The organism is Sorangium sp. So ce1014, assembly GCF_051521505.1.
In the GTDB taxonomy this organism is placed as follows: Bacteria; Myxococcota_A; Polyangia; order Polyangiales; family Polyangiaceae; genus Sorangium.
Genome location: NZ_CP150356.1, coordinates 2,989,433 through 3,012,441, shown reverse-complemented (window position 1 = coordinate 3,012,441; position 23,009 = coordinate 2,989,433). Strand labels below are relative to the sequence as shown.

Genomic DNA, 23,009 nt, shown 5'->3' with positions numbered 1-23,009 from the left:
GCTCGAGATCCGTCTTTGCGTTGATTCCCCATCTCCCACGAGACACAAAGTTTCAGTCAAACGGTACAGCGAGCTGCCCAACATGCCACGGGCGGCGGCCGTGCGTGCCGGCGGGACACCGGCGCGCCGTCATGGCATCTCCCTACCATGCACCACAGATTCTGCGGCTCCGCCGATCTTCACAGCGCCATGGTCCTGTGAGCGAGAACGCTCGACACGCGCTGTCGTCCACGCCGACTCCCGCGCTTGCTTCCGAGAGACGCGCCGCGTATCGTCGGCTGTCTGAGAGCCCTCCGCGGCGGTGAAGGCGCGCGGGCCAGTCGAGATCACGCTGTGCAATCGCCCTGGCCTCTCCCGATCATCGCCCTGACGCCGGCCTCCTGCGGGGCCGTGCTGTGGCGCATGCAGGGCGCAGAACGGCTCACGGTCATCGTCAAGGCCACGTTCGCCCTCGTCCACGACCGGAACGCCGAGCTCGCCGCCCCGGCGCCGCTGGTCCGCTCCGACAAGCTCCGCGAGGGGCGCGGCAGCCTGGAGGAGGCATGTGAGACAGCGCCCTACCTGCCGGGCGCAGGGGTCCTCGTGCGTGGACACGCGGCCGCCCCCGCGGGGACGACCGCGACGGCGCTCTCGGTGCGGGTCGCGCTCTTCCGCGAGGATCGCTGGGTCTTCAACAAGGTGCTCCACGTCTACGGCGAATCCACGCGAGAGGCGCCGAGCCCGCGTCCCTTCAGCCTCATGCCGCTCGAGTACGAGCGCGCGTTCGGCGGCCCGCACATCGACGCCAACCCGGTCGGCGTGGGCTCCGGGACGGCGCTGCCGAGCGTCGTGGATCCGGCCCATCCGGTGAGGCCCGCGGGCGTCGGGCCCATCGCGAGGCACTGGGCTCCGAGGAGAGGCCTCCTCGCGCGGGATCAGGCGCCCGACCTCCTGGCGCCGGAGCTCGATGCCAGCTTCGATTTTCGCTATTTCCACGCCGCCCCCGCGGACCAGCAGATCGAGCTCCTCCGCGGCGACGAGTGGATATTTCTTCAGGGGCTGCACCCGCACATGCCGTGGATCCGGTCCAGGCTGCCCTCGGCGCACGGGCTCGCGCGGCTCCATCGGACCGGGCCGGGAGGCGACGACCCGGGGCAGCCGATCGAGCTCGTCGCCGACACGCTGACCCTCGATGCGGATCGCCTGCTCTGCTCGCTCGTCTGGCGGGGGAATGTCGCGCTCCTGCCGGGCGACCTGCCGGCCCGGATGCGGGTGGTCGCGGGCGTCGAGATGCCCGGGCGGCCCCTGCCCTGGTCCTCGACGTCGACGGCGGCGGGCATCGCTCCGCCGCTCGCGCCCGTCGCGATCACGGAGCTGGGGAGCGCGCTCGCCCCCCGGGGGGCGGAGCTCCCGGCGGGGCACTGGAGCGCCGTCACGCAGCAGGTGACGAAGCTGCATTCGCTGCCCCCGTTGCCCTTCTCGCAGCGCCAGGAGCCGCACTGGAGCGCCGTCACGCAGCAGGTGACAAAGCTGCAATCGCCCCCTCCCCTGCCCTTCGTGCAGCGCCAGGAGCCGCACTGGAGCGCCGTCACGCAGCAGGTGGCGCCGCTGCAATCGCCGCCTCCGCTGCCCTTCGTGCCCGCGCCCGAGCCGCCGCCGCGCCCCGAGCCTGCCCCCGGCTCCGTGCCGTTCGCGATGCCCTTCGCCCATTCCGGCCCCGACGCCGCGTCGCCCGAGCCGCCGCCCCGGGTGCAGCCGCCGCTCGCCGGGCTCGACCAGACGCACCCCGTCATCGACCAGCCGCCCTCGCAGGCGCAACCGTCGCTCGCGCCGCCTGGAGAGACCAGCCCTGCAGTGGACGAGCCGCATTCTCCGGAGACCGCGGCGCCAGCGCTTGAGATCCCCGCGCCCGCGAGCGCCACCTCGCCCGCCGAGCCACCTCCGCCCGAGCCACCCCCGCCCGAGCCGCCCCCGCCCGAGCCTCCCGCCCCCGAGCCGCCCCCGCCCGAGCCGGAAGCGCGCGGCCTGCGCGCGGCGGTGCTCGCCCGCCTGAAGAGCGGCCAGCCGCTCGACGACCTCGAGCTCGCCGGCGCCGAGCTCGCCGGCATCGACTGGAGCGGCGCCTCCCTCGAGCGCCTCAACCTCGCCGGCGCGACGCTCGCCCGGTGCGACTTCACCTCCGCGCGCCTCGCCAGGGCCAACCTGAGCGGCGCCGATCTGACCGACGCGCGCCTCACGGCGGCCGACCTGACGCGCGCCGACCTCTCCCGCGCCACGCTGGACCGCACGCAGCTCTCCTCGGCGACCCTCACTTGCGCCGACCTCACCTCGGCCAGAGGCGCGCACACGCGCTTCGAGGGCGCGTCGCTGGACGGCGCCGACCTGCGGCAGGCCCGCCTCACCGACGCCGTCTTCGACCGGGCGAGCCTCGCCGACGTCAACGGAAGCAAGGCCGACCTCTCGCGATCGAGCTTCGCGAACACCAACCTCGCTGGCGCCCTCCTGCGCGCGGCGAAGCTCAAGCAAGCGAGCCTCGCGTGCGCCAACATCGATGGCGCCGATCTGCGCGAAGCGGACCTCGCGGGCGCCAACGTCTATGGAGTCAAGCTCGCAAACGCGAAGTCGAGCGGCGCGATCCTGAGCGCCATCGTCGAGATACCACCGGCGGCAGAGGACATTCACGTTTCTTCACAAGGTTGACGCGCTGACTCATCTACGTCTAGCTCCATAGAACGAGCTCCCTCGGGAACGAAGGCGGAGCATTCACCTCCTCGCACCCTGGAAGAGACACGACCATGAGCGACCTCATCACGTTCTCCTCGAGCATCCTGCAGGGCCCGGCGCGCGTCGTCGGTTTCCGCGGCGTGGAGGCGATCTCGCGCCCGTACAGGGTCGAGATCTTCCTCTCCATCCCGAGCGAGGGCGAGGACGACACGGACTTCGCCGAGATGGTCGGAGCCAAGGCGCGGCTCTCGATCGACCGCCCGGAGGACATCAATCCGCCCTATGTGTTCACCGGCGTGCTCGCCGGCGTCGACCTCGTGCACGAGTTCGGCGGACGCGCCCTGTTGCGGGCGGTCCTCGTGCCGCGGCTCTGGGGGCTCACCCTGTCGAAGCACAGCCGCATCTTCACGAAGAAGAGCGTGCCCGACGTGATCAAGCTCGTGCTCGAGGAGAACGGCCTCACGGGCGGCGATGTCGAGCTCAACCTCGGCAGCTACGAGACCGAGGAGCACATCTGCCAGTACCGCGAGAGCGACTTCGACTTCATCTCGCGCTGGATGGAACGGGAAGGGATCTATTACTATTTCGAGCACACCGACGACGGTGAGAAGCTCATCCTCTGCGACGACAGGAGCTACCCGGCCGAGCCGCTCGGCGCGCCGGTCCGCTACCACCCGCAGACCGGCGAGGACCGGAGCGCCTCGGCCTCGTTCCGCACCTTCTCCTGCCAGCACGGGGCGCTGCCGTCGCGGGTGAAGCTCAAGGACTACGACTATGTCCGGCCGCAGTTCCCCCTCGCGGGCGCGGCGCCGGTGTCCCCGTACGGCACCGGGGAGATCAGCCTCCATGGCGAGCGCTTCTTCAGCGCCGACGCCGGCAAGCGGCTGGCCCAGCTGCGCGCGGAGGAATACCTCGCCCGGGAGGCGGTCTATCAGGCCACCGGCGCGCGGCTCCACCTGCGCTCGGGGACCACGTTCGAGCTCGAGGACCACCCGCGCGCGCGGTTCAACGCGAAGTACCTCGCGGTCGAGCTGCGCCACCACGGCAACCAGTCCGCCGGGCACAGCGACTTCGCGGAGCTCGCCGGGCTCCTGCACGAGGAGGTCTATTTCGTCGAGGTGTCGGCCATCCCGGCGGCGACGCAGTTCCGGGCGGAGTCGCGGACGGCGTGGCCGCGCATCTACGGGTACGAGAACGGCTCGGTCGACGGCTCCGCGTCGAGCGAGTACGCGCAGATCGACGAGCACGGGCGCTACCTGGTCAAGCTCAAGTTCGACGAGGCGAGCCCGCGCGACGGCAGCGGCTCCACGTTCGTGCGCATGATGCAGCCGCACGGCGGCGGCGTCGAAGGGTTCCACTTCCCGCTGCGCCGGGGGACCGAGGTCGTGCTGAGCTTCCTCGGCGGCGACCCGGACCGGCCCGTGATCGCCGGCGTGGTGCCCAACGTGCTCACGCCGAGCCCGGTGACGAGCGGCAACCACACGAAGAACGTCATCCAGACCGGCGGCAGGAACCGCCTGGAGCTGGAGGACCAGGCCGGGGCGCAGCGCATCACGCTCTCGACGCCGTACTCGAACACGTACATGCGCATGGGGTCGCCCAACAAGGGACACGAGCTCATCGGCAAGACCGACGGCAACATCCTGCTCGACAGCGGGGTGAACATGGACTTCCAGGTCGGCGCCAGCTGGACGAGCACCGCGGAGGACGACATCACGACGACCGCCACCTCAGGCGACATCACGACCACCGCGAGCGCTGGCAACATCACGACGACCGCCACGGCGGGCACCCTCACCGAGACGGCCAAGGGCGATGTGACGATCACCTCCGAGTCGGGCAATGTCCACATCAAGTCCCTGGCCGCCGACGTGAACATCTTCTCTCAGTCGGACCTCAACATCGAGACGAAGGGGAACAGGAACGAAAAGACCACGGGCAACGACACGAAGGAGCGGGAAGGCAACTACGTCCTCATCACGAAGGGCAGCGCGAGCTCCGAGGTGCACGGCTTCAGCTCGTCGATGACCATCGGGGCGGGGAGAGACATCAAGCTGGGCGCGTTCCTGTCGGTCGCGGCCGCCGCGTCGACCGATCTCAAGCTGAGCCGCGCCGTCTCGGTCACGGTCGGGCAGGCGTTCGACCTGAAGGCCGGCAGCTTCACGTCGGTCAACGTCTCCAAGTCGCTCGACATCAAGCTGGCGAGCACGACGGAGCTCAAGGCGACGAGCGCGCAGGAGTTCACGGTGGGGAGCAAGCAGTCGTTCTCGCTGAGCAGGAACATGGAAGTCACCGCTGGCCAGAAGGTGTCGTTCAACCTCACCAACTCCGTGGAGTTCAAGCTCGGCGCGTCGGTCTCCGTGAAGAACGGTCCGGAGCTGACCATCCAGGGCCCGAAGTTCACGACGAAGACCGTCGAGCTCAAGAACGGGAGCTTCACCCTGCAGAGCGTCGCGGCCGAGATCAGGAAGCACGGCATCTTCGTGGTCAGCTAGCGACGACGCGCGCCGCGCGCGCGCCGTCACCACGCCAGCGAGACATCGACCTCGACCGCGAAAGGGCGGAAGCGAGGCCCCACCCGCGAACACCGATCCTCCGAGCCCCATGCGTGTCATCAAGCCCCTCCGCCTCTCCGTCCTTCAGCGCGTGCTCACGGTCCGGCGCAACCATCATCTGAGCATCGGGCTCCTCGTGTTCTTCCCGCTCGACGCGCCGGAGGTCCCGCTGCCCGAGGTGTCGATGTGGCAGCGGGTGATGCCCGCGCTCGGCAAGGACGGCCTCCTCGACGAGGGGATGCCCAAGCCGCGGGGCGAGGTCCTCGTCTTCGGCAAGGCGTTCTCGCCCGGCGGGGAGCCTCGGCCGGCGTTCGCCGCGGGCCTGGAGGTCGGCCCGGTCGACAGGCCCCTCGTCGACAAGTCCATCGCGGTCGTCGGCAAGCGGCGGTGGCACCTCGGCGCGCCGACCGAGCCCGAGCCGATCACCGAGATGCCGCTCGCCTGGGAACACGCCTTCGGCGGCGCGGATTACCCGCCGAACCCGAAGGGGATGGGGCTCGCCCCGGTCGAGGAGGAGGGAACCCAGGTGCATCCCCTGCCCCACCTCGAGGACCCGCGACGCCTCCTCATGTCGCCGGGCGACAGGCCGCCCCCCGCCGGCTTCGGGGCGCTCGATCCCACGCTCGCCTCGCGGACGGCCAAGCTCGGCACCTACGGCGGCGAGTGGCTCCAGCACGATTTTCCCGGGTTCGCCCGGGATCTCGACCCCGAGTACTTCCAGGTGGCCCCGGAGGACCAGCGGCTGCCCGACTACTTCGAGGGCGGGGAGGCCATCCGCCTGAAGAACCTGCACCCGGCGCGGCCGCTGCTCGAGACCCACGCTCCGAAGCTCCGCGCCCGGTGCTTCGTGCGGCAGCGGGGCGAGACGGGCGAGACGGTGGCCCACGGCGAGGAGCCCCTCCGGGAGGTCGCGACGCGCCTGGAGACGGTGCTCCTCTTCCCCAACCTCGAGCGCGGCGTCGCGATCTTCCGCGGCGTCGTGCCGGTGGCCGAGGACGACGCCGAGGACGTGCGCGTGCTGATCGCCGGCCTCGAGCGGGCCGACGCGCCGAGGCCCGTCGAGCATTACCGCGCGGCGCTGGAGAGGCGGCTCGACAAGGACAAGGGGCACCTCCACGCGCTGCGCGAGAAGGAGCTGCTCCCGGAGCCCGAGCCCGACGCCCCGTCGTTCCCGGACGAGGTCATCAGCGACATGGACGAGCTCATCCGGCGCGAGGGGGCGATGGAGGAGCGGTCGATCTCGCGGGCGCAGCGCGAGCTCGATCAGGCGCGGCTCACCCTGCTCGTGCTCGGGATGAACCCGGACGAAAAGCTCCCGCGGGAGATCAAGCGCCCGGAGGAGCCGAAACCCGACGAGCTCGCGGACTACGCCGAGCGGATGGACCTGGAAGCCGCGGAGCTCCAGAAGGACGCCGAGGAGCAGCGCAGGGCCACCGAGGAGGAGGTGCGGAAGCTGTGCGCCGAGCAGGGGCTCGACTTCGACGCGGTGATCGCGAAGAGCAAGAGCGACGGGGGCGGCCCGCCGAAGTTCAGCGCCGACGAGGAAATGGCCCGCCTGCGCGAGCTCGCGGAGGCGGGACGCAAGGCGGGCGCCCCGATGGACGACATCGAGGCGAAGCTCGCGGACCCGGCGTTCGCGGCGAGCCTCCGGAACGCCGAGGAGAACGTCCTCCTCGCGTACCGCGCCTTCGCTCACTTCTATCCGCCGGCCGAGCCGGCGCCCGAGGGGAAGAGGTCCGACCTGCGCGCCGAGGTGGAGCGGGCGCTCGCCGCCGGCGAGTCGCTCGCCCGGCGCGACCTGACGGGCGCCGACCTCCACGAGCTCAGCCTCGCGGGCGCCGACCTGCGCGAGGCGCTCCTCGAGGGCGCGGATCTGTCGGCGTGCGACCTCGGCGGGGCCGATCTGACGGGCGCGGTGCTCACGCGCGCGAAGCTCGAGGGCGCGCGGTTCGGGAAGGCCACGCTGCGCGGGGCGAACCTCGGCGAGGCGCGCGCCTCGCGCGCGAGCTTCGACGGGGTCGACCTCCGCAAGGCGGTCCTCCACAAGGCGTGGCTCGAGGAGGCCCGGTTCTCGGGGGCCGACCTCGCCGAGGCCGACTTCCTGGAGGCCCGGGTGCGAGGCGCGGATTTCAGCGGCGCGCAGGGGGACGACGTCCTCTTCTTCCAGCTCGATCTCACGGGCGCGCGCTTCGCCGGCGCGAGCCTGCGCAAGGCGACGTTCTTCCAGTGCACGGGGGCGGGCGCGGATTTCAGCGAGGCCGAGCTCGAGGACGCGGCCTTCGTCGAGTTCAAGGGCGAGGAGGCCTCGTTCCGCAAGGCGAGGGCCACGGCCCTGCGCGTGGTCTCCGCCTCCGCGCTGCCGGGCGCGGACTTCACCGGCGCCGAGCTCGCGCGGGCGAACCTCCGCGGGGTCGACCTGGAGGGCGCGATCTTCGAGGGCGCCACGGCGGACAACGCGGATTTCAGCGAGGCGAACCTCCGGAAGGCGCGCCTCGTGCAGCTCTCGGGCAAGGGCGCGCGGTTCATGCGATCGGACCTGACCGACGCGGATCTGACGGGCGCGAACCTCATGGACGCCATGCTGCAGAAGGCGAAGGTGCCCGGCGCCCGCTTCGAGAACACGAACCTCTTCCGCGCCAACCTGCTCGACGCGAAGGGCGACGCGCGGACCACCTTCTCCGACGCGCACATCAAGAACGTCGTGTTCACGGGGCAGAGCAAGTGACCCGCGACGAGCTGATCGCGAAGGTGGCCGAGGGCGAGGTCATCGCCGGGGAGGACCTGTCGGGGCTCGACCTGTCGGGGCTCGACCTGTCGGGCGTCGTGTTCGAGAAGACGACGTTCCGCGGCGCAAAACTGAAGGACGCGAAGGTCAGCGAGTCGATGTTCAACGGGTGCGACCTCTCGAGCGCCGACCTGTCCGGCGCGCGGGCCCGCCACGCCGTGTGGAGCGGGTGCGCGCTCCTCCACGCGCGCCTCGACGAGAGCGACCTCGTCTCCGCGAGCTTCGCCGAGTGCGACGTGTCGCGGGCCAGCTTCGACCGCGTGAACCTCACGATCGGGAGCATGATCAAGGGGCGCGCCGACGAGACGAGCTTCCGCGAGGCCAACCTGGACCGGTTCTCGCTCGTGGAGACCGAGGCAGCGCGCCTCGCGCTCGACGGGGCGAAGCTCAAGCAGGCCTGCTTCATCAAGGCGGACCTGTCGACCGCGAGCCTGCGCGGCGCGACGATGCACCTCACGGTGCTGGTCGGCGCCCGCCTCCGCGGACAGGATCTGTCGGGCATGGACCTGACCCTGGCGCAGCTCACCGACGCCGACCTCGCCGGGTGCGACCTGCGAGGCGCCCGGCTCGTCCAGGCGAGCTTCAAGGGCGCCGACCTCACCGCGGCGAAGCTCGACGGCGCGGACGCCGAGCGCGGCCTCTTCTTCGGCGCGCGGCTCGCGGGCGTCTCCGCGGCCGGCCTCAAGGCGCGGCAGGCGATCTTCGCGGAGGCCGACCTCGAGGCGGCGAACCTCGCCGGCGCCGACCTCTACCAGGCCATCTTCCACCGGGCGGCCTGCCCGCTGGCGAGCTTCCGCGACGCGGACCTGACCTACGCCGACTTCTCGCACGCGAGCGTCGAGAAGGCGGATTTCTCGCATGCAAAGCTCTTCCGCGCCCGCTTCCACCAGACGCGCGACGCGGGCGCGACCTTCACGAGCCGGTCCGCCGCGCTCGGCGACGACCCGGATCTGCTCGAAGCCGAGCGATGGACGCCCTGAGGGGATCCCCCTCCCGACAGCAGGAGAACGAGACCATGCGAGACAATCTGGCCAGACAACGGGTGGAGACCTTCGCGATCCAGGAGGTCGGTACGGTCCTCGGGGCGGTGGACCGGTCGTTCCAGGTGCGCGTCGGGTCGGGCGATTACGTGGCGAAGCGCGCGGTGAGCTGCCTTGTCGAGCCGGCGCTCGGCGACCGGGTGCTCGTCGCGCTGCACGACGCGGGGTGCCACGTGCTCGCGGTGCTCGACCGCGAGGGCGACGCGCCGACGCGCCTCGTGGCCGAGGGGGACCTGGAGGTGAGCGCCCCGGGCGGGCGCGTCACGATCGCCGCGGGCGAGGGCGTGCGCCTCGTCACGCCGGCCGAGGCCTCGGTGGCCGCGGGCAAGGTCCGCGTCGCCGCGAGCGAGGCGTCGCTCGCCGTCGGGGCGATGACGTATGTGGGCGAGCGGCTTGTCGCGCAGGTGGACCGCGTGAAGACGGTCGCGCGGTCGGTCGAGTCGATCGCGGACCGCTGGGTGCAGCGGCTCGACCGGGCCTACCGGTTCATCGCCGAGTCGGAGCAGGTGCGGACGCAGTACTACGAGGTCACCGCGAAGGCCGCGGTCAACATCAAGGCGCAGGCGACGCTCATCTCGAGCGGCGAGCTGACAAAGATCGACGGTGGGCAGATCCACCTCGGCTGACAGGAGGCACCGATGTTCGCGAACACGCAGATGGGAGGCATGGCCCTGGGCGGGCCGGACGTGTGCCTGACGCCGCCGGCGCACCTGCCGGTGCCCTACCCCAACCTGGCGGCGCAGCCGATGGGGGTGCCGGCGGTCTACAACGTGCTTTTCATGTGCACGCCGGCGCACAACATGATGACGCAGGTGCCGCTGACGAACGGCGACAACGCCGGCCTGGAGACGGGCGTCGTCTCGCACACGGTGATGGGCCCCTCGCGGCACGTCACGGCGGCGTTCACGGTGCTCGTGGGCGGCGCGCCCGCCACTCGGATGACGAGCATCACGATGCAGAACTCCGTCAACGCGCCCGGCGTCAGCCTCGTCCCGAGCCAGGTCAAGGTGCTGCTCCTCGCCCCGTAGCCGCCCATGAAAGAGCACAACCGGCTCCGCATCGAGCGCCTCACGGCCCGCTACGCGCGGCGCATCGAGGCGGCGCGCGCCCCGGCGGAGGTCGATTTTCTGAGCGAATTCGATGATTTACGCGAGCGCGTGCTGCGCCCTCCGATGGAGGAGCTCGCCGCCGAGCTCCGGAAGGCGGGCCACGCGCCGCGCATCGTGATCGACGAGGGGCACGACACGCCGAGCATCGAGCTCGCCCTCGGTCTGCGCGACGCCAAGGCGAGCCGCAACGTTGTCGGCTTCTGCGTCATCCGCTGGACCGGCTACCCGCTCCAGATCCTCGCCTACCTCGAGGTCAACCCCACGCCGTTCGATCTGGAGCGGTTCGCCCGCGCCGCGGACGTCGGGCCCGACCGCGTCGAGCACCTCCTCGTCGAGGCGATCGAGCAGATCATGGTCTGCAACGCGCCCTGAGCGCGGCGGGAGCAGCGGAGTCAGCGGGAAGTCAGCGGGAGACGACATCCGGCAGAGTCGGTGCGCTCGCGCTCCGGCCTGCGCGCGGCGGCGGAGGCGCGGGCGCGGCGCGATCGGCCGCTCGCTCGGCGACATGGGTGGGTTTCGGGGCTATGCTCCGCGGATGAGTACCCGAGAGCTCAGCGCGGAGAATTTCGAGCAGACGGTCGAGTCGAACGATATCGTCCTCGTCGACTGGTGGGCGCCCTGGTGCGGCCCCTGCCGGGTCTTCGGGCCCGTCTTCGAGAAGGCCTCCGAGAAGCACGCAGACATCGTGTTCGGGAAGATCAACACCGACGACCAGAAGGACCTGGCCCAGGCCTTCAACATCCGGTCGATCCCGACGCTGTTCATCTTCCGCGAGAAGGTCCTCCTGTTCGCGGAGGCGGGCTCCTTGCCCGCGTCGGCGCTCGATCAGGTGATCGAGAAGGTGCGCTCGCTCGACATGAACGAGGTGCGCGCGAAGATCGCCGAGGAAGAGGCGAAGAGCGCGGCCGAGGGAGGCCAGGCGGCCGAGGGGCCCTGAGCGACGCGCGGCCGGCGGTCGGGAGGAACGCGGCGCGAACCTCCGGACCGCAGACCCGGGTGTTCACGCCCTCGCCCAAGTCACGGATCTCGTCGGCGGACGACTGGCGCAACGGTAAACCACGCGGCGCGCGAGGCCGTCGGCATCGCGGCGGAGGGCGTCGTCATTCCGAGAGGGGGCCGTCGTCATCTGAGGTGGATGTCGTCGTCATCCGCCTGGGAGCCATCGTCACCGGGGCTGGAGACATCCGCATCGAAGCTGAGGCCCGCCGGCATGCGGCCGGAACCCATCGGCATCCGGCCGACCCCCGTCGGCATCGGGCGGCGAGCCCTCGTCATCCCGCCGGAGACGTCGTCATCGAGGCGGGTACCCGTCGTCATCCGACGGGGGGTTCATCGTCATCCGAGGTGGAGCCTGTCGTCATCCGGCGGAGACCCGTCGGCATCCGCTCGCCGGAATAGGCGCGGCTACCGCTCCCCCCGGTCAGCTGCCGCGTCGCGAACGCGCCCGACGGGGACGGCGCCGGCCGCGCGCACGGCGTGAAGCGGTACTTCTCGGCGGCGAAGCCGTCGTCGGCCGCCTCGCTGTCCCCCGTGTAGGTCGCGCCGCCCGTGCCCGGAGCGCCGATCGCGAAGGTGACGTCCTCAAGGATGACCCGATCCTCGTCCATGTAGGCGGTGCCGATCGACGGCCCTCCCATCCCGCCGCCGCCGTTGCCGCCGCGGCCGATCGTGCAGGACGCCCCTGCTCCGCCCAGGCGCCGTGCCAGCCTTCGGCGCTGGCGCGCGCGGCCTCCCGCTCGCCGCCCTCGCCCGACGACGCGCGGGGTTGCCGAAGGCGGGGGGCACGGGTATGCGTAGCCCGAGCGCTGAAGATGATCCGCGAGCTGAAGATCAAGAACTACAAGTCGATCCTCGACCATACGATCGAGCTCGGGCGGATCAACGTCTTCATCGGGGAGAACGGCTGCGGCAAGACGAACATCCTCGAGGCTGTGGCCATGGCAGGGGCGGCCCTGACCGACAAGCTCAGCGTCGAGGAGCTGTTCAACCGGGGGATGCGGGTCGCCAAGCCGTCGATTATGCGGAGCTCGTTCCCGGGTAATCGAGGGAAGGAGATCGTGATCGAGTGCGGGTTCGATGCTGATCCCTCTGGCGGGCACTTATACCGAAGGCTGCGGATTGTAGCTGAGGAGGGCTCTGCTGGTGAGGTCAAATGGTCTGAGAAGAGGGGTAGCGGAAGGAAAACGGTCAAGCTGGGTTCTGGCCCCGATGCAAAGGAGCGGACGCGAGTTCTGGCTGACGCGATGGAACGCTTTGATCGCTTCGTCGCCGAGAACAAAGATGCCGAGCTGAAGAAGAACCTCGCGGCAGATTTTGCTACCGTGCTTGAGCCGACTGACCTAAAGGATTTTTTCAAAGCCTTATTTTCGGCTGTAGATGAGGTAGGCCGCCACGCTCTGCTCGGTGAGATCCTGGGGGACTTTGCCATCTACAATGCCAGCGCGCTCGCCTTAAGGGGCCTTCAGACGGTAAGCCGTCGGACCCCGCTCGGGATCTATGGCGAGACGCTCGACTACGCGATCTCCACCTTGAAGCCCGACGTATGGGCCGATCTGCTGAAGCGCGCCAAGTGTGTCTCCTGGTTGGAAGACGTCGTGGTGGATCCCACGGATCAACTTAAGTACGAAGGCCATAAACTCGGCAAGAGCCAGTCGATCCTCTACTTTCACGACAAGCACATGCGCCGGAAGAACAACATCTTCTCAGCAGAGAACGTCAACGAGGGCGTTCTCCACGTGCTGTTCCACCTGACGCTGTTGGTAAGCGAGGGCACGCCGCGAGTCCTGGGCATCGACAACATCGACACCGCCCTCAACCCCCAGCTCTGCCGCGACCTCATGAAGCAGCTCGCCGAGCTCGCGGTGAAGCACGACAAGCAGGCCCTGATCACAACCCAGAACCCGTCCACCCTCGACGGCCTCAACCTCAACGACGACGCGCAGCGCCTGTTCGTGGTCTATCGCAACGACGAGGGGCACACCCTCACCAAGCGGATCAAGGCCAAGCCGCAGCCGGATGGCCAGAAGCTCAAGCTCTCGGAGCTGTGGGTGCGCGGGCACCTGGGCGGCATCCCACGGAACTTTTGAGCCGTGCGTGTGGGGCTCATCGCCGAGGGGCGCGGGGATCTGGCCGTTCTGGTCAACATCCTCAAGGGGAAGCTGGGTCTCGACTTCGAGGACATCCAGTTCCTCCGGCCCGAGTACGATCAGGACGAGACCGACGTCCACGATCAGGACGAGGCGCAGCGCGGCGGCTGGGGGCGCGTGAAGCGCGAGTGCGTGGAGCGGAGGCGGATCCGCGAGTTCGTAGGCAACGCCATCGACGAGGAGATCCTTGTCGTGGTCCAGATCGACACGGCCGAGGCCCACGATAAGGGATACGACGTCGAGAAGCCTCGTCGCGACGATCCGGGCTACGCCGAGATCCTGAGGCAACGCGTGGTCGATAAGATCGACGGCTGGCTGGAGGGCGAGAGCGATCTCGTGCGGCACGCCGTCGCCGTCGAGGAGACCGAGGCCTGGGTGCTGACGATCTTCTCGCCGAAGGACAGCACGACGCACGGCAATCCCAAGGCACAGCTTCAGAAGCTGCTGAACAAGACGATGTCCGACAAGGATCGCAGGCGACACTTCCAGCTCAAGGAATATGATCAGGCATACGCCCTGACGAAGCCCTTCCGCAAGCTGCGAGACTTGGAGAAGTTCGTCGAGCGCAACCGAAGCCTGCGGCTGTTCGTGGACTCTCTGGGGGCTGGCCGCTCCCGACCTGGACCTACTGAAAACGGTGGGTGAGCGGACCGGGGGCTCGCTGGGCGCCACGACCGCTGGCACAATGTCGGCCCCCCAAGGAGGACGGCATGATCCTTTACGAGCGGTTCGGATCCAACGTCGAGGCGCACCTCATATATGCCGCCGACCAACCACTCGAGGAGTGGGTTCAGATCCTGACGCGACGCCTGGAGGATGGTTCCTGGACGCCGGCGCGCGCCGCTTGGACCGACGGGCTGACCTTGCTGGTGCAGAGGTCCGAAGCCCGTGGCGGCGCAGGCTAGCCAGAATCTCCGTGTCGAGCAGGCTCGGCATCGCCAGTACGAGGCCCGGCGCGCCTACTTCGTCGAGCATCGAGCCAGCGCCGAATTTGCGCAAGCCTTCGGGTAGGATTTGCCGAGCCGCACTGTCTCGTCGAGCACTTTGGGCAAGCGAAAGGTACGGTGTGGGCGGTGCGCCGAGGCGCAGAGCGGGAGCACGCGTCGAGCGTGCTCCCGCCCTTCACTCGAAGAGGGAGGGCGCAGCCGGCGCGTCGTCGCCGGCCTCACGCCGGTCATGCGCGGCGCCCTGCTTGCGGAACGCGCCGGGCGGCATCCCGTGCTCGCGGTGGAAGGCGCGGTTGAAGGCGGACACCGAGGTGTAGCCCACCGCCTCGGCGATCTCGGTGAGCGGTCGATCGGTCTCGCGCACCCACCTCGCGGCCTCGTGCATGCGTGCCTGGGTCAGGTACGCGAGCGGGGAGAGACCCACCTCGGCCACGAAGCGGCGCGCCAGCGTGGGCCGCGAGGTCCCGAGCTTCGCCGCCAGCGTCGCGACGTCCCAGGGCGCGGCGAGGTCCTCGTGGAGGCGCGAGAGCGCAGCGGCGACGAGCGAATCGCGCAGCGCGCCCAGCCAGCCGGCGCCGCCGGCGGGCTGATCGTCGACCCAGGCGCGGAGGAGCTGCACGAAGAGCACGTCGAGGAGCCGCGACACCACCAGGGATTGGCCGAGATCCGCGCGATCGTGCTCGCGCGTCAGGCCGGCGATGGTCTCGGCGAGATCGGGCCTTCCGCGCGTCTTCTTCGCCGGGATGTGGACCAGCTCGGGCAGCACGCGCAGCGCCGGGTGGCGGGCGCCGGGGACGTCGAACGCGTACACCCCGCAGAGCACCTCCGTCTCCGCGCCCTGGCCGTCGCCGAGGCGCATGCGGTGGTCGACGGTCCCGCGCGCCGCGAGCCACGCCGCGAGCGGCATCCGCCGGCTCCGCGCGTGATCGGCGAGCGCGTGCGCGCTGCCGCGCGGCAGGAGCACCACGTCGCCCGGCCCGAGCGCGACCCGCTGCTCGCCGAGGAAGAGCCAGCACGTGCCGGCCGTGATCAGGTGGAAGACCGCGTCCGCGGACGCATCGACGCAGAGCCCCCACGGCGCCCGCGCCGACGAGTGGCAGTAGATCCGGCCGCGCAGGTGCGTCAGCTCCAGCACCCTTCCCAGCACATCGTGCGCCGCGCCCTCGTTCATTGAACGCCACGGTAGCAGCCTTCTCCCGATCGATCGCGCCGTGAGCGCTTCAGACAAAACATCGAGAGCCGGAGCGATGGCTCGTGGCGGCGACAATCCCCAACTTCTCTCGCATCGAACGGCTCGCGCACCGCAAGGGTGGTGATGCCGTATCGGAGGAGGCGGATCGTGAAGCGTGAACCTTTGGAGCCATCGTTGTCCTGGAAGCCCACCTCGCCGTCGTTCATCCTCGGCGCGCTGGGCAGCGCGTTCATGCTGTTCCTCGCGGTGCGCGGCTTCGCCCAGCCGGTGGCGGCCGCTCAGGGCTTCGGCCTCCCGCTCCTCGACGTCGGAGACGCCGTCTATCTCCACATCAAGGCGGGCCGCGATCTCGGGATCGGCCTCATGTTCGTGGGTCTGCTCGCGCTGCGGATGCGCACGGCGCTCGGCGTCGTCACCCTCGCCTCCAGCGTGATGCCGCTCGTCGACTGCCTGGTGACGAGCACGAGCGGTCGTTGCAGCATCCCCTACGCGCTGATGGTCCACGGCTCCGCGGTCGTCTACTGCGTTGTCGCCGCCGTGGTCATGCTGCGGACGCCGCGCCCCGTGCTGGAGCCGCACGCGGCGCTGGAGCGTTGAGCGGCGCGGATCCAGGCTAGCCGGAGGTCTTGTCGCCGCGGTAGTCGGTGGCCCCCGGGATGGCGGGCAACCAGGGCACGCGGTGCACGGTCCAGAGCTGGAAGGCGGGGGGCGGCAGGTCGCCGGGCCGGTCCATCGTGCCCAGGAAGATGTCGAGCTCCCGCGTCCCGTCACGGCGCCAGAACAGCGACGAGCCGCAGGTCGAGCAGAACTGGCGGACGGCGAAGGTGGACGACCGATAGGTCGCGGGTGAGCCGGAGAGCAGATCGAGCTGCTCGTCAGCATAGGTGGCGAACGACGGCATGGGCGAGCCGGTCTGGCGCCGGCACTGGCTGCAATAGCAAACATTGACGCTCGCCGGCGCGCCGCGCGCGCGGTAGCGGATCGCCCCGCACAGGCAGCCGCCGGTGTGGTGAGCCTCGGTCATGGACGTCGCCTCCTTGTCCCTGGATGTCGCGAGCGCCAGCCTGGTCCCTCCGGGCGCGCAGCGCAACCGCCGCACCGCCGCACCGCGGCGTTGCGTCATCGGGAGGCCCGGAGCGGCCGGCAGAGCGCATAACCAAGGACGCAGCCGATGCCGTACAGCGCGAAGTCGCCGGGATCGAATCCGCCGTTCGCGCCGAGCAGGAGCCGCCCCGGGGTGGTGCTGCGCGCGGCCGACAGCCAGGGCAGCTCGCTCAGCTGCAGCAGCTCGATGGCGCACGTCGCGGCGAGGACCGCGAGCGCCAGCCGGTGCGTGCGGGCGGAGATCCACACGAGCTGCGCCGCGGCGATCCACACGACCTCGTAGAGCGCCGCGCCGGCGCCGTTGCGCAGCCAGGCCGGACCGCCGTGGAACCGGGCGATCAGGCCGACGGGGATGACCGCGACGATGAGGAGGGCCAGCGCGACGCGCTTGCGAGCAGCTCCCGGGCTGTGCGCCGTATCCTCCACGGCGCCCAGCATACACCCCTCCAGCCCGGGCCGCGGGGTCGTCGATACGGCACGTCGCGCTCGCCGAGCGCGATACGCCACCTCACGCGCCGCCGCGCGCAGGCCGGAGCGCGAGCGGCGCGGTGCCGGCGAGCAGCCCCGCCGCGAGGGCGAGCACGCCGCCGAAGCCGACGCAGGCGCAGCCGAGCGCGCCCGTCAGGGCGGCGACGCCGCACGCCGAGGCCCAGGAGGCCCCGAGCCGGTTCGACCGGCGCAGCGCGCGCGCGAGCACCACGCCGGCGGCGACCCCGCCCAGAAGGCAGGCAGGGACGCAGATGGAAACGCACCCCTCCGGCGTGCACAGGTGACCGTAAACGCGCGCCGCGTGCGCCGTCGCGAAGGGCACGAGCCCCGCCGCGACCCCCGGGAGCACGCCCCGCCCGAGCTCCCGCCCCCGCCACGACAGCAGCGCCGCGGCGACGAAGAGCGCCGCGCCGAGGATCGCGGTGGTGAGCGGACGGTCGCTCATCAGCGAGGCGACGAGCGCCACGGCGATCGTCGGGGACGCCGCCCAGGCGGCCTGTCGCGCCCTCCCGCGCTCGTACGCACGATAGGCCCTCTCCTTCAGGCCGGCGAGCGCCTCAGGTTCCATAGATCCTCCTCCACGCCTCCCGGAGGCGGGCAAATGCGCGCTCGCGGCGCTTGCGGAACGCCGCGCCCGATACCGATGGATCGCGATCGCCCTCCAGCAGGGTCGCCCTCAGCGTCTCGCGATCCGCCTCGGCCAGCGTGCCGAGCACCTCGCGCGCCGCGTCGTCCAGATCCCGGGCGATCGCCGCGTCCTCCGGCGTGGGCAGGTCGGCCGCGATCGAGGGGATGAGCTCGTCCGGCGCCTCCCTCGACCGGGTCCGCCGCCGCCGCGCCGTGCGGCACTCCCACGCCGCGATGGCGAGCGCCCAGGTGAGCGCGTCCGCTTCAGGGTCGAACGAGCTGGCGCGATCGAACACCTTGAGGAGCGCCTGCTGCGCCGCGTCCTCCGCGTCCGCTTCGCCGCCGCCGAGCATGCGGCGGCAGAACGCGCTGATCGCCGGCCAGAGGGCGGCATAGACAGGCTCGAACGCCGCGCGATCGCCGTCGGCGAGGCGTCTCATCGACGCGTTGAGCAGCGATCGCGCGCGCAGTTCCAACGGGCTGGGTCCTCAGCCGCAGGGGCAGTCCGGACACGGACAATCCGCGCACGGACAGCCGCCGGCGAGCTGCGTGCCAGCATAGGCCATCGACGGGATTGCGAGGACGGCCGCGAACAGGGTCACCTTGAGCCAACGACGCATGGGAGGTCTCCTTTTCTTCTCCGGCCGGCTGTCCTCGCCGGCCTTCCTCGGCTCTAGGCGCGAGCGGGGGCGAGCGTGACACCCGCGCGATCGAAATCCCGGCGACCGAGATCGCGGCGACCGGACCCATGCACGCGCCGGCCGTCGTGGCCGCGTCCCGCCCGGCGTACGAGCGATTGCGCTCGCGCTCCCTGGTTGGCAGATCATTCTGCCGGGCAGGCTCGGCGTGCTAGGGTGCCGTGCCTATGTCCGGCCGCTCGTGGTTCGCTGCCCTCGGCGTGCTCTGCCTCGGGTGCACGCCGTCGCGGCACGACGCCGGCTCGGGCGCCGACCCGGCCGGGAGCGCGGGCATCGCGGTCGCAGAGCCCGAAAGCGGGCGCCCTGCCGGCCCACCGGGCGCCGTCGCGCCGGCCGTCGCTCTCGAGCCGCCGGAGGCTCCGGCGGCCGAGGCCCCGCCCGCGGCGGAGGCGGCGCCGGCGGGTCCCTCCCGCGTGTACTCGAAGAGCCGCGAGGTGTGGATCCGGTCCGCGCCGAGGCCGAAGGCCCAGTGGATCGGCTATCTCTCGATCGGCGGCTCGGTCCGCCTGAAGAGCCCCGAGCCCTTGCGGGGCGCCGGCGATTGCCCGGCGTTCTACGCCGTGGAGCCGCGCGGGTACGTCTGCGTCGACGGCGAGCGCGCCACCCTGGACGCGGCCGATCCCATGCTGAAGACGCTGCTTGCCCACGCCCCGCGGGTCGATCAGCCCTTGCCGTACCTCTACGGCGAGTCGCTCGGGCTCAAGCGCCTCTTGAACGTCGAGGGCATCGACGCGCCGGCGTGGCCCGCGGGGATCCACGATCTGCGGCACATCCAGGTCCGCCCGCGGTCGTCGGTCGCATGGACGAAGGAGGTCGAGGCCGGCGGGGCGACGTGGCTCTGGGCGTCGGATCTGACGTTCGTGCCGAAGGACAAGGTGAAGCCCTATGAGCCGGCCACCTTCGAGGGGGTCCACCTCGGCCCCGACGTGCGGCTCCCCCTCGCGTTCTTTCGCCGCAAGCCGCGCCCCAAGTACCGCCTCACCGAGGACAACCAGCTCGAGAAGACGGACGCCGTGTGGGAGCGCCTCGACCGCGTCGGGCTGACGGGCCAATCGAAGCGGGCCGGCAAGCTGACCTATCTCGAGACCCGCGACGACGGGCGCTGGGTGCTCGAGCGAGATGCGGTGGTCGTCAAGCCGCGGAAGTCGCGGAACCCGTGGGGACGCCGGATCCAGCTCGGCGGCGAGGCGCCCGCTCCCCCGGCCGAGGGGCCGAGGAACACGTGGATCGAGATCGCGGCGCTCGACGGCTGGCTCATCGCGTACGAGGACGACCGGCCCGTCTTCGCGACGCTCATCTCGGCCGGGCGCAACGGCGCTGACGAGCCGGAGAGGTCGGAGAGCCCCGAGCCGTTCGTGCCGCCCTCCACGACGCCGCTCGGCCAGTACCACATCAACCGCAAGTGGGTGACGAAGACGCTCATCACGCCCCACGTCAACGCGGACGACTGGATCGAGGCGGAGGTGCCGTGGAGCCAGCACTTCTTCAGCAAGTATCTCCTGCACGCGGCGTACTGGCACAACAACTGGGGAGACGGGCAGAGCGGCGGGTGCGTGAACCTCTCACCGGTCGACGCGAAGTGGCTCTTCCACTGGACCGATCCCCCCGTGCCGGAGGGGTGGTACGCGGTCCAGGTCACGCGCAAGGACCCGTCGACGCGCCTCGTGATCCACCGCTGACCGCCGCGGCCCGAGCGTGGGTATCGCGCTCGCTCGCGCCTCGCGGGCGCCTCTGCGGGCCGCTACTTCACTGGCGCGCTGGCCGCCTCGTGCTCGGCGGCCATGCGCCGCATGCAGAGCTTGAGGCCGGCGCGGAGGTTGCCCACGGTCGTGACCCCGGAGAGGTCGAGCCCGAGCGCGATCATCGTCTGGGCCACGTTCGACCGGATCCCGGTGATGATCCCCTCCGCGCCGAGGAGCCGGATGGCCTTGATCATCTCGATGAGGTATCCGGCGGTCCGCGTGTCGACCGCATCGACGCCGGTGAGGTCGAGGATCGCGAAGCGAGCGTTCTTGTTCACGATCGCCGAGAGCAGGTTATCCATCACCTCGGAGATCCTCAGGCTGTCCACCACGCCCACCATGGGCAGGGTCAGCACCTTGTCCCAGACCTCGATGATGGGCGTCGAGAGATCGCGGATGACCTTCTGCTGCTTCTCGATGAGATCGATCTTCGCCTGGAGCTCCTGCTCTCGCCGCTTCGCCATGGAGCCGTCCAGGCTGAGGGTGAGCATGCCGTCGGGCTCCCCGTTGCTGTCGCGCACCGGGACGTGCCATGTCTCCCAGGCGGTGCCGTGCCCGTCGTAGACGTTGTACGCGCTCTTCCCCGCGAGCGCCTGCCGGTTGACCTCGAGGGTCTCCGGCACGTTCGCGAAGAGCTCGAGCACGCTCGTCCCGAGGAACTGCCCCGGCTTCACGCCGACGGCCTCCAACCCCTTGCCGTCATGGAACGTGAAGATGCCCTCGCGGTCGTACATGCACACGGTAATCGGCATGTTGTCGAGGATCGCGCGGAGGATCACCTGCGCCTCACGGAGCTTCGCCTCGAGCTCCTCCCTCGTCAGCGCCCCCATCGTGGTCATTTTCTCTTCCCCCACCATGAGAGCTTTCTATCCCGCGCGCGCGCTGGCCGTCGAGCGCTTGTCGACCGTGGCCGGCGAATTTCGTGAACCCACCGGGGGAAACATCGCACAGCGCGCTGAACCCGCCTGCCCTGTTCACACGCGATGTCCGGTGCGGGAATCGACACATGGACTCCCCCGTGCCGGCGCGCCTCCCGCGCCGCAGAGCCGGCGCTGCGCGGCGCGGGTTGACATGGTGTAAGGTACACACTAAGCCTCGTGTAGAAGTACCACGGAGGTCCGGATGTCCGTCGCGTACGAGCACCCACGAGCGGCATTGACGGTGGATTGCGTCGTGTTCGGCCTCGATGAGGAGGATCTGAAGGTCCTGCTCATCCGGCGGGAGCTCGAGCCGTTCCGCGGCAGGTGGGCGCTCCCTGGCGGCTTCGTGCGCGTCGACGAGGCGCTGGACGACGCCGCGCGGCGGGAGCTCGCGGAGGAGACGGGGCTCTCGGGGGTATTCCTGGAGCAGCTCTACACGTTCGGCGCGCTCGGGCGCGACCCGCGCGAGCGCGTCGTCTCGGTGGCGTACTGCGCGCTGGTCAAGCTCGGGGATCACCGGGTCAAGGCGGCGACCGACGCGCGCGAGGCCGCGTGGTTCTCGGTGGACGACACCCCGGGACTCGCCTTCGATCACGAGGAGATCTTCGCGATGGCGCTGGAGAGGCTCAAGGGCAAGGTGCGGTATCGGCCCGTCGGGTTCGAGCTCTTGCCGCCGAAGTTCACGCTGTCGCAGCTCCAGCGGCTCTACGAGAAGATCCTCGATCGCCCGCTCGACAAGCGCAATTTCCGCAAGAAGGCGCTCGGCACCGGGCTGCTCGTGGAGCTCGACGAGGTCGAGCAGGACGTCGCCCACCGCGCCGCGCGGCTCTACCGGTTCGACAGGCGCAAGTACGAGCGGCTGGAGAAGGACGGGTTCAGCTTCGAGATCTGAGGGCGTGCGGTGCTCGTGAAAGGGATCGCCACGCGGCGTCGGCCGGCACGGGGGCGCTCATCGCGGAGCGCCGACCGCGGTCAACGCGGCGCCCCTTCGGTCAGCCCAGGGACACGCGCCATCGAGCGATCGTGGAGCCCGCCGAGCAGCGGCAGCGCGACCATCGCGCCGATCAGCGCGAGGACCATGTCCCACTGCGCGTCCCAGATGTCGCCTTGCGAGCCGAGGAAGGCCTGCCCCACGTCGGACGCGACGAGCAGCGTGACCCACCACTCGAGGAGCTCCCAGAAAGCGGCGATCGCGAGGACCACCGAGAGGATGAGGAAGGTCAGCCAGCCGCCGCGGCGGAGCGGCGTCCGCCGAAGGAGCACCTCGCGGATCGTGAGCGCGGGGAAGAAGCCGAGCGCGATATGGCCGACGCGATCGTAATGGTTGCGACTCAGATCAAAGGCCTCTTTGGCCCAGCTGCCGAGCGGGGTGAGCGCGTAGGTGTAATAGCCGCCGTAGATCAGGATCAGCATGTGGAGGAAGACACCCCAGTAGACGATGTGGGACATCGGGAAGCGCCGGTAGACGCAGATCAGGACGGCGACGCCGGCGAGGCCGGGGCCCACCTCGAGCATCCAGCTCGTGCGTCCGGCCGCGGGGCTCCACACCGTGGCGATACTGATGATCGTGAGGACGGCGAGCAGGAGGAGCGGGAGCTTCACGTGCTCCGCCGTCGTACGGGGCGCGTCGGAGCTCGGCTCGGGCTTCGAGAGATCGGTCGTGGTGGTCATGCGCTCTCCTGGTTGCGGATCATTACCCCTCCCGTCGATCGGTCAGCCTCGCGGCGCCGCGACGCGCCCACGGTACCGTCCCCGCGGCGATCGTGACCAGCGCCGTGACGCCGACGAGGAGGAGCCCCGCAGGCTGGCGGTGGGTGAAGGCAGCCCCTTCAACGCGCGCCCGCGCACGGCGCCCAGGCGCTGCGCCTCGCGCATTCCGCCCCCCCCCAGGGTTGACAAGGTGTACATCGAACACTAAGCTTAGTGTATAGATAACACGAACAGTCGGATGC

At 70.4% G+C, this 23,009-nt stretch carries 23 protein-coding genes; 14 read left to right on the top strand and 9 right to left on the bottom strand.

Annotation, left to right across the window (positions count from 1 at the left end; all coding sequences use genetic code 11):
* Positions 1-333 precede the first annotated feature (333 nt).
* The 8 genes from WME75_RS11690 (at position 334) to trxA (ending at position 11,129) form a co-directional block, all read left to right on the top strand.
* Entirely contained in the window at positions 334-2,679 is a 2,346-nt protein-coding gene (locus WME75_RS11690; protein WP_437489902.1) for a DUF2169 family type VI secretion system accessory protein, read from the top strand.
* 95 nt (positions 2,680-2,774) lie between these two features.
* The gene (locus WME75_RS11685; RefSeq protein ID WP_437489901.1) at positions 2,775-5,198 is read left to right on the top strand and encodes a type VI secretion system Vgr family protein; all 2,424 of its coding nucleotides are present in this window, start codon (positions 2,775-2,777) and stop codon (positions 5,196-5,198) included.
* A gap of 109 nt (positions 5,199-5,307) precedes the next feature.
* A complete protein-coding gene (locus tag WME75_RS11680; protein WP_437489899.1) occupies positions 5,308-7,983 on the top strand; it encodes a DUF2169 domain-containing protein in 2,676 nt (891 codons plus the stop codon).
* Positions 7,980-9,023 (top strand): pentapeptide repeat-containing protein, encoded by a 1,044-nt coding sequence (locus tag WME75_RS11675; RefSeq protein ID WP_437489897.1) that lies wholly within the window; start codon positions 7,980-7,982, stop codon positions 9,021-9,023. The genes WME75_RS11680 and WME75_RS11675 overlap by 4 nt, the downstream gene beginning before the upstream one ends.
* 35 nt (positions 9,024-9,058) lie before the next feature.
* On the top strand, positions 9,059-9,709 hold the full coding sequence (locus WME75_RS11670) for a DUF3540 domain-containing protein (protein WP_437489895.1): 651 nt from the start codon (positions 9,059-9,061) through the stop codon (positions 9,707-9,709).
* A gap of 12 nt (positions 9,710-9,721) precedes the next feature.
* Positions 9,722-10,111: a DUF4150 domain-containing protein gene (locus tag WME75_RS11665; RefSeq protein WP_437489893.1), complete on the top strand. Its 390-nt coding sequence runs from the start codon at positions 9,722-9,724 to the stop codon at positions 10,109-10,111.
* Positions 10,112-10,117: 6 nt separating this feature from the next.
* Positions 10,118-10,564 carry a hypothetical protein gene (locus tag WME75_RS11660; RefSeq protein WP_437489891.1) on the top strand — a complete coding sequence of 149 codons (447 nt, stop codon included), beginning with the start codon at positions 10,118-10,120 and terminating at the stop codon, positions 10,562-10,564.
* Positions 10,565-10,727: 163 nt separating this feature from the next.
* Positions 10,728-11,129, top strand: a complete 402-nt coding sequence (trxA, locus tag WME75_RS11655) for a thioredoxin (protein WP_437489889.1) — start codon at positions 10,728-10,730, stop codon at positions 11,127-11,129.
* A 376-nt stretch (positions 11,130-11,505) separates the two neighbouring features.
* On the opposite strand, the gene WME75_RS11650 is transcribed toward trxA, so the two are convergent.
* Positions 11,506-11,829, bottom strand: a complete 324-nt coding sequence (locus tag WME75_RS11650; protein WP_437489887.1) for a hypothetical protein — start codon at positions 11,827-11,829, stop codon at positions 11,506-11,508.
* 174 nt (positions 11,830-12,003) lie between these two features.
* Between WME75_RS11650 and WME75_RS11645 the strand changes: the two genes are divergently transcribed.
* The 3 genes from WME75_RS11645 (at position 12,004) to WME75_RS11635 (ending at position 14,243) form a co-directional block, all read left to right on the top strand.
* A complete protein-coding gene (locus WME75_RS11645) occupies positions 12,004-13,278 on the top strand; it encodes an AAA family ATPase (RefSeq protein ID WP_437489885.1) in 1,275 nt (424 codons plus the stop codon).
* A gap of 3 nt (positions 13,279-13,281) precedes the next feature.
* A complete protein-coding gene (locus WME75_RS11640; protein WP_437489883.1) occupies positions 13,282-13,983 on the top strand; it encodes a hypothetical protein in 702 nt (233 codons plus the stop codon).
* 65 nt (positions 13,984-14,048) lie between these two features.
* Positions 14,049-14,243 carry a hypothetical protein gene (locus tag WME75_RS11635; protein ID WP_437489881.1) on the top strand — a complete coding sequence of 65 codons (195 nt, stop codon included), beginning with the start codon at positions 14,049-14,051 and terminating at the stop codon, positions 14,241-14,243.
* Between the two features lie 217 nt (positions 14,244-14,460).
* Here WME75_RS11635 and WME75_RS11630 read toward each other — a convergent pair whose 3' ends face one another.
* Positions 14,461-15,456 (bottom strand): AraC family transcriptional regulator, encoded by a 996-nt coding sequence (locus tag WME75_RS11630; RefSeq protein WP_437489880.1) that lies wholly within the window; start codon positions 15,454-15,456, stop codon positions 14,461-14,463.
* A gap of 195 nt (positions 15,457-15,651) precedes the next feature.
* On the opposite strand from WME75_RS11630, the gene WME75_RS11625 reads away from it, so the two are divergent.
* Positions 15,652-16,074: a DUF4267 domain-containing protein gene (locus tag WME75_RS11625; protein WP_437489878.1), complete on the top strand. Its 423-nt coding sequence runs from the start codon at positions 15,652-15,654 to the stop codon at positions 16,072-16,074.
* Positions 16,075-16,090: 16 nt separating this feature from the next.
* Here WME75_RS11625 and WME75_RS11620 read toward each other — a convergent pair whose 3' ends face one another.
* The 5 genes from WME75_RS11620 to WME75_RS11600 form a co-directional block, all read right to left on the bottom strand.
* Positions 16,091-16,501, bottom strand: coding sequence for a GFA family protein (locus tag WME75_RS11620; RefSeq protein ID WP_437489877.1), 411 nt, complete (start codon positions 16,499-16,501; stop codon positions 16,091-16,093).
* A 95-nt stretch (positions 16,502-16,596) separates the two neighbouring features.
* Positions 16,597-17,007 (bottom strand): DUF2809 domain-containing protein, encoded by a 411-nt coding sequence (locus tag WME75_RS11615; RefSeq protein ID WP_437489875.1) that lies wholly within the window; start codon positions 17,005-17,007, stop codon positions 16,597-16,599.
* Between the two features lie 82 nt (positions 17,008-17,089).
* Positions 17,090-17,638, bottom strand: coding sequence for a hypothetical protein (locus tag WME75_RS11610; RefSeq protein ID WP_437489874.1), 549 nt, complete (start codon positions 17,636-17,638; stop codon positions 17,090-17,092).
* A complete protein-coding gene (locus WME75_RS11605) occupies positions 17,628-18,137 on the bottom strand; it encodes an RNA polymerase sigma factor (RefSeq protein ID WP_437489872.1) in 510 nt (169 codons plus the stop codon). Before WME75_RS11605 ends, WME75_RS11610 begins: the two co-directional genes overlap by 11 nt.
* A gap of 48 nt (positions 18,138-18,185) precedes the next feature.
* Positions 18,186-18,317: a hypothetical protein gene (locus tag WME75_RS11600; protein WP_437489870.1), complete on the bottom strand. Its 132-nt coding sequence runs from the start codon at positions 18,315-18,317 to the stop codon at positions 18,186-18,188.
* 245 nt (positions 18,318-18,562) lie between these two features.
* Between WME75_RS11600 and WME75_RS11595 the strand changes: the two genes are divergently transcribed.
* Positions 18,563-20,074: a L,D-transpeptidase gene (locus WME75_RS11595; protein ID WP_437489869.1), complete on the top strand. Its 1,512-nt coding sequence runs from the start codon at positions 18,563-18,565 to the stop codon at positions 20,072-20,074.
* Between the two features lie 62 nt (positions 20,075-20,136).
* Here WME75_RS11595 and WME75_RS11590 read toward each other — a convergent pair whose 3' ends face one another.
* Positions 20,137-20,994, bottom strand: a complete 858-nt coding sequence (locus tag WME75_RS11590) for an STAS domain-containing protein (protein WP_437489867.1) — start codon at positions 20,992-20,994, stop codon at positions 20,137-20,139.
* A gap of 265 nt (positions 20,995-21,259) precedes the next feature.
* Between WME75_RS11590 and WME75_RS11585 the strand changes: the two genes are divergently transcribed.
* The gene (locus tag WME75_RS11585) at positions 21,260-21,949 is read left to right on the top strand and encodes an NUDIX hydrolase (protein ID WP_437489865.1); all 690 of its coding nucleotides are present in this window, start codon (positions 21,260-21,262) and stop codon (positions 21,947-21,949) included.
* Between the two features lie 80 nt (positions 21,950-22,029).
* On the opposite strand, the gene WME75_RS11580 is transcribed toward WME75_RS11585, so the two are convergent.
* Positions 22,030-22,728, bottom strand: a complete 699-nt coding sequence (locus WME75_RS11580) for a DUF2238 domain-containing protein (RefSeq protein ID WP_437489864.1) — start codon at positions 22,726-22,728, stop codon at positions 22,030-22,032.
* Between the last annotated feature and the right edge of the window lie 281 nt (positions 22,729-23,009).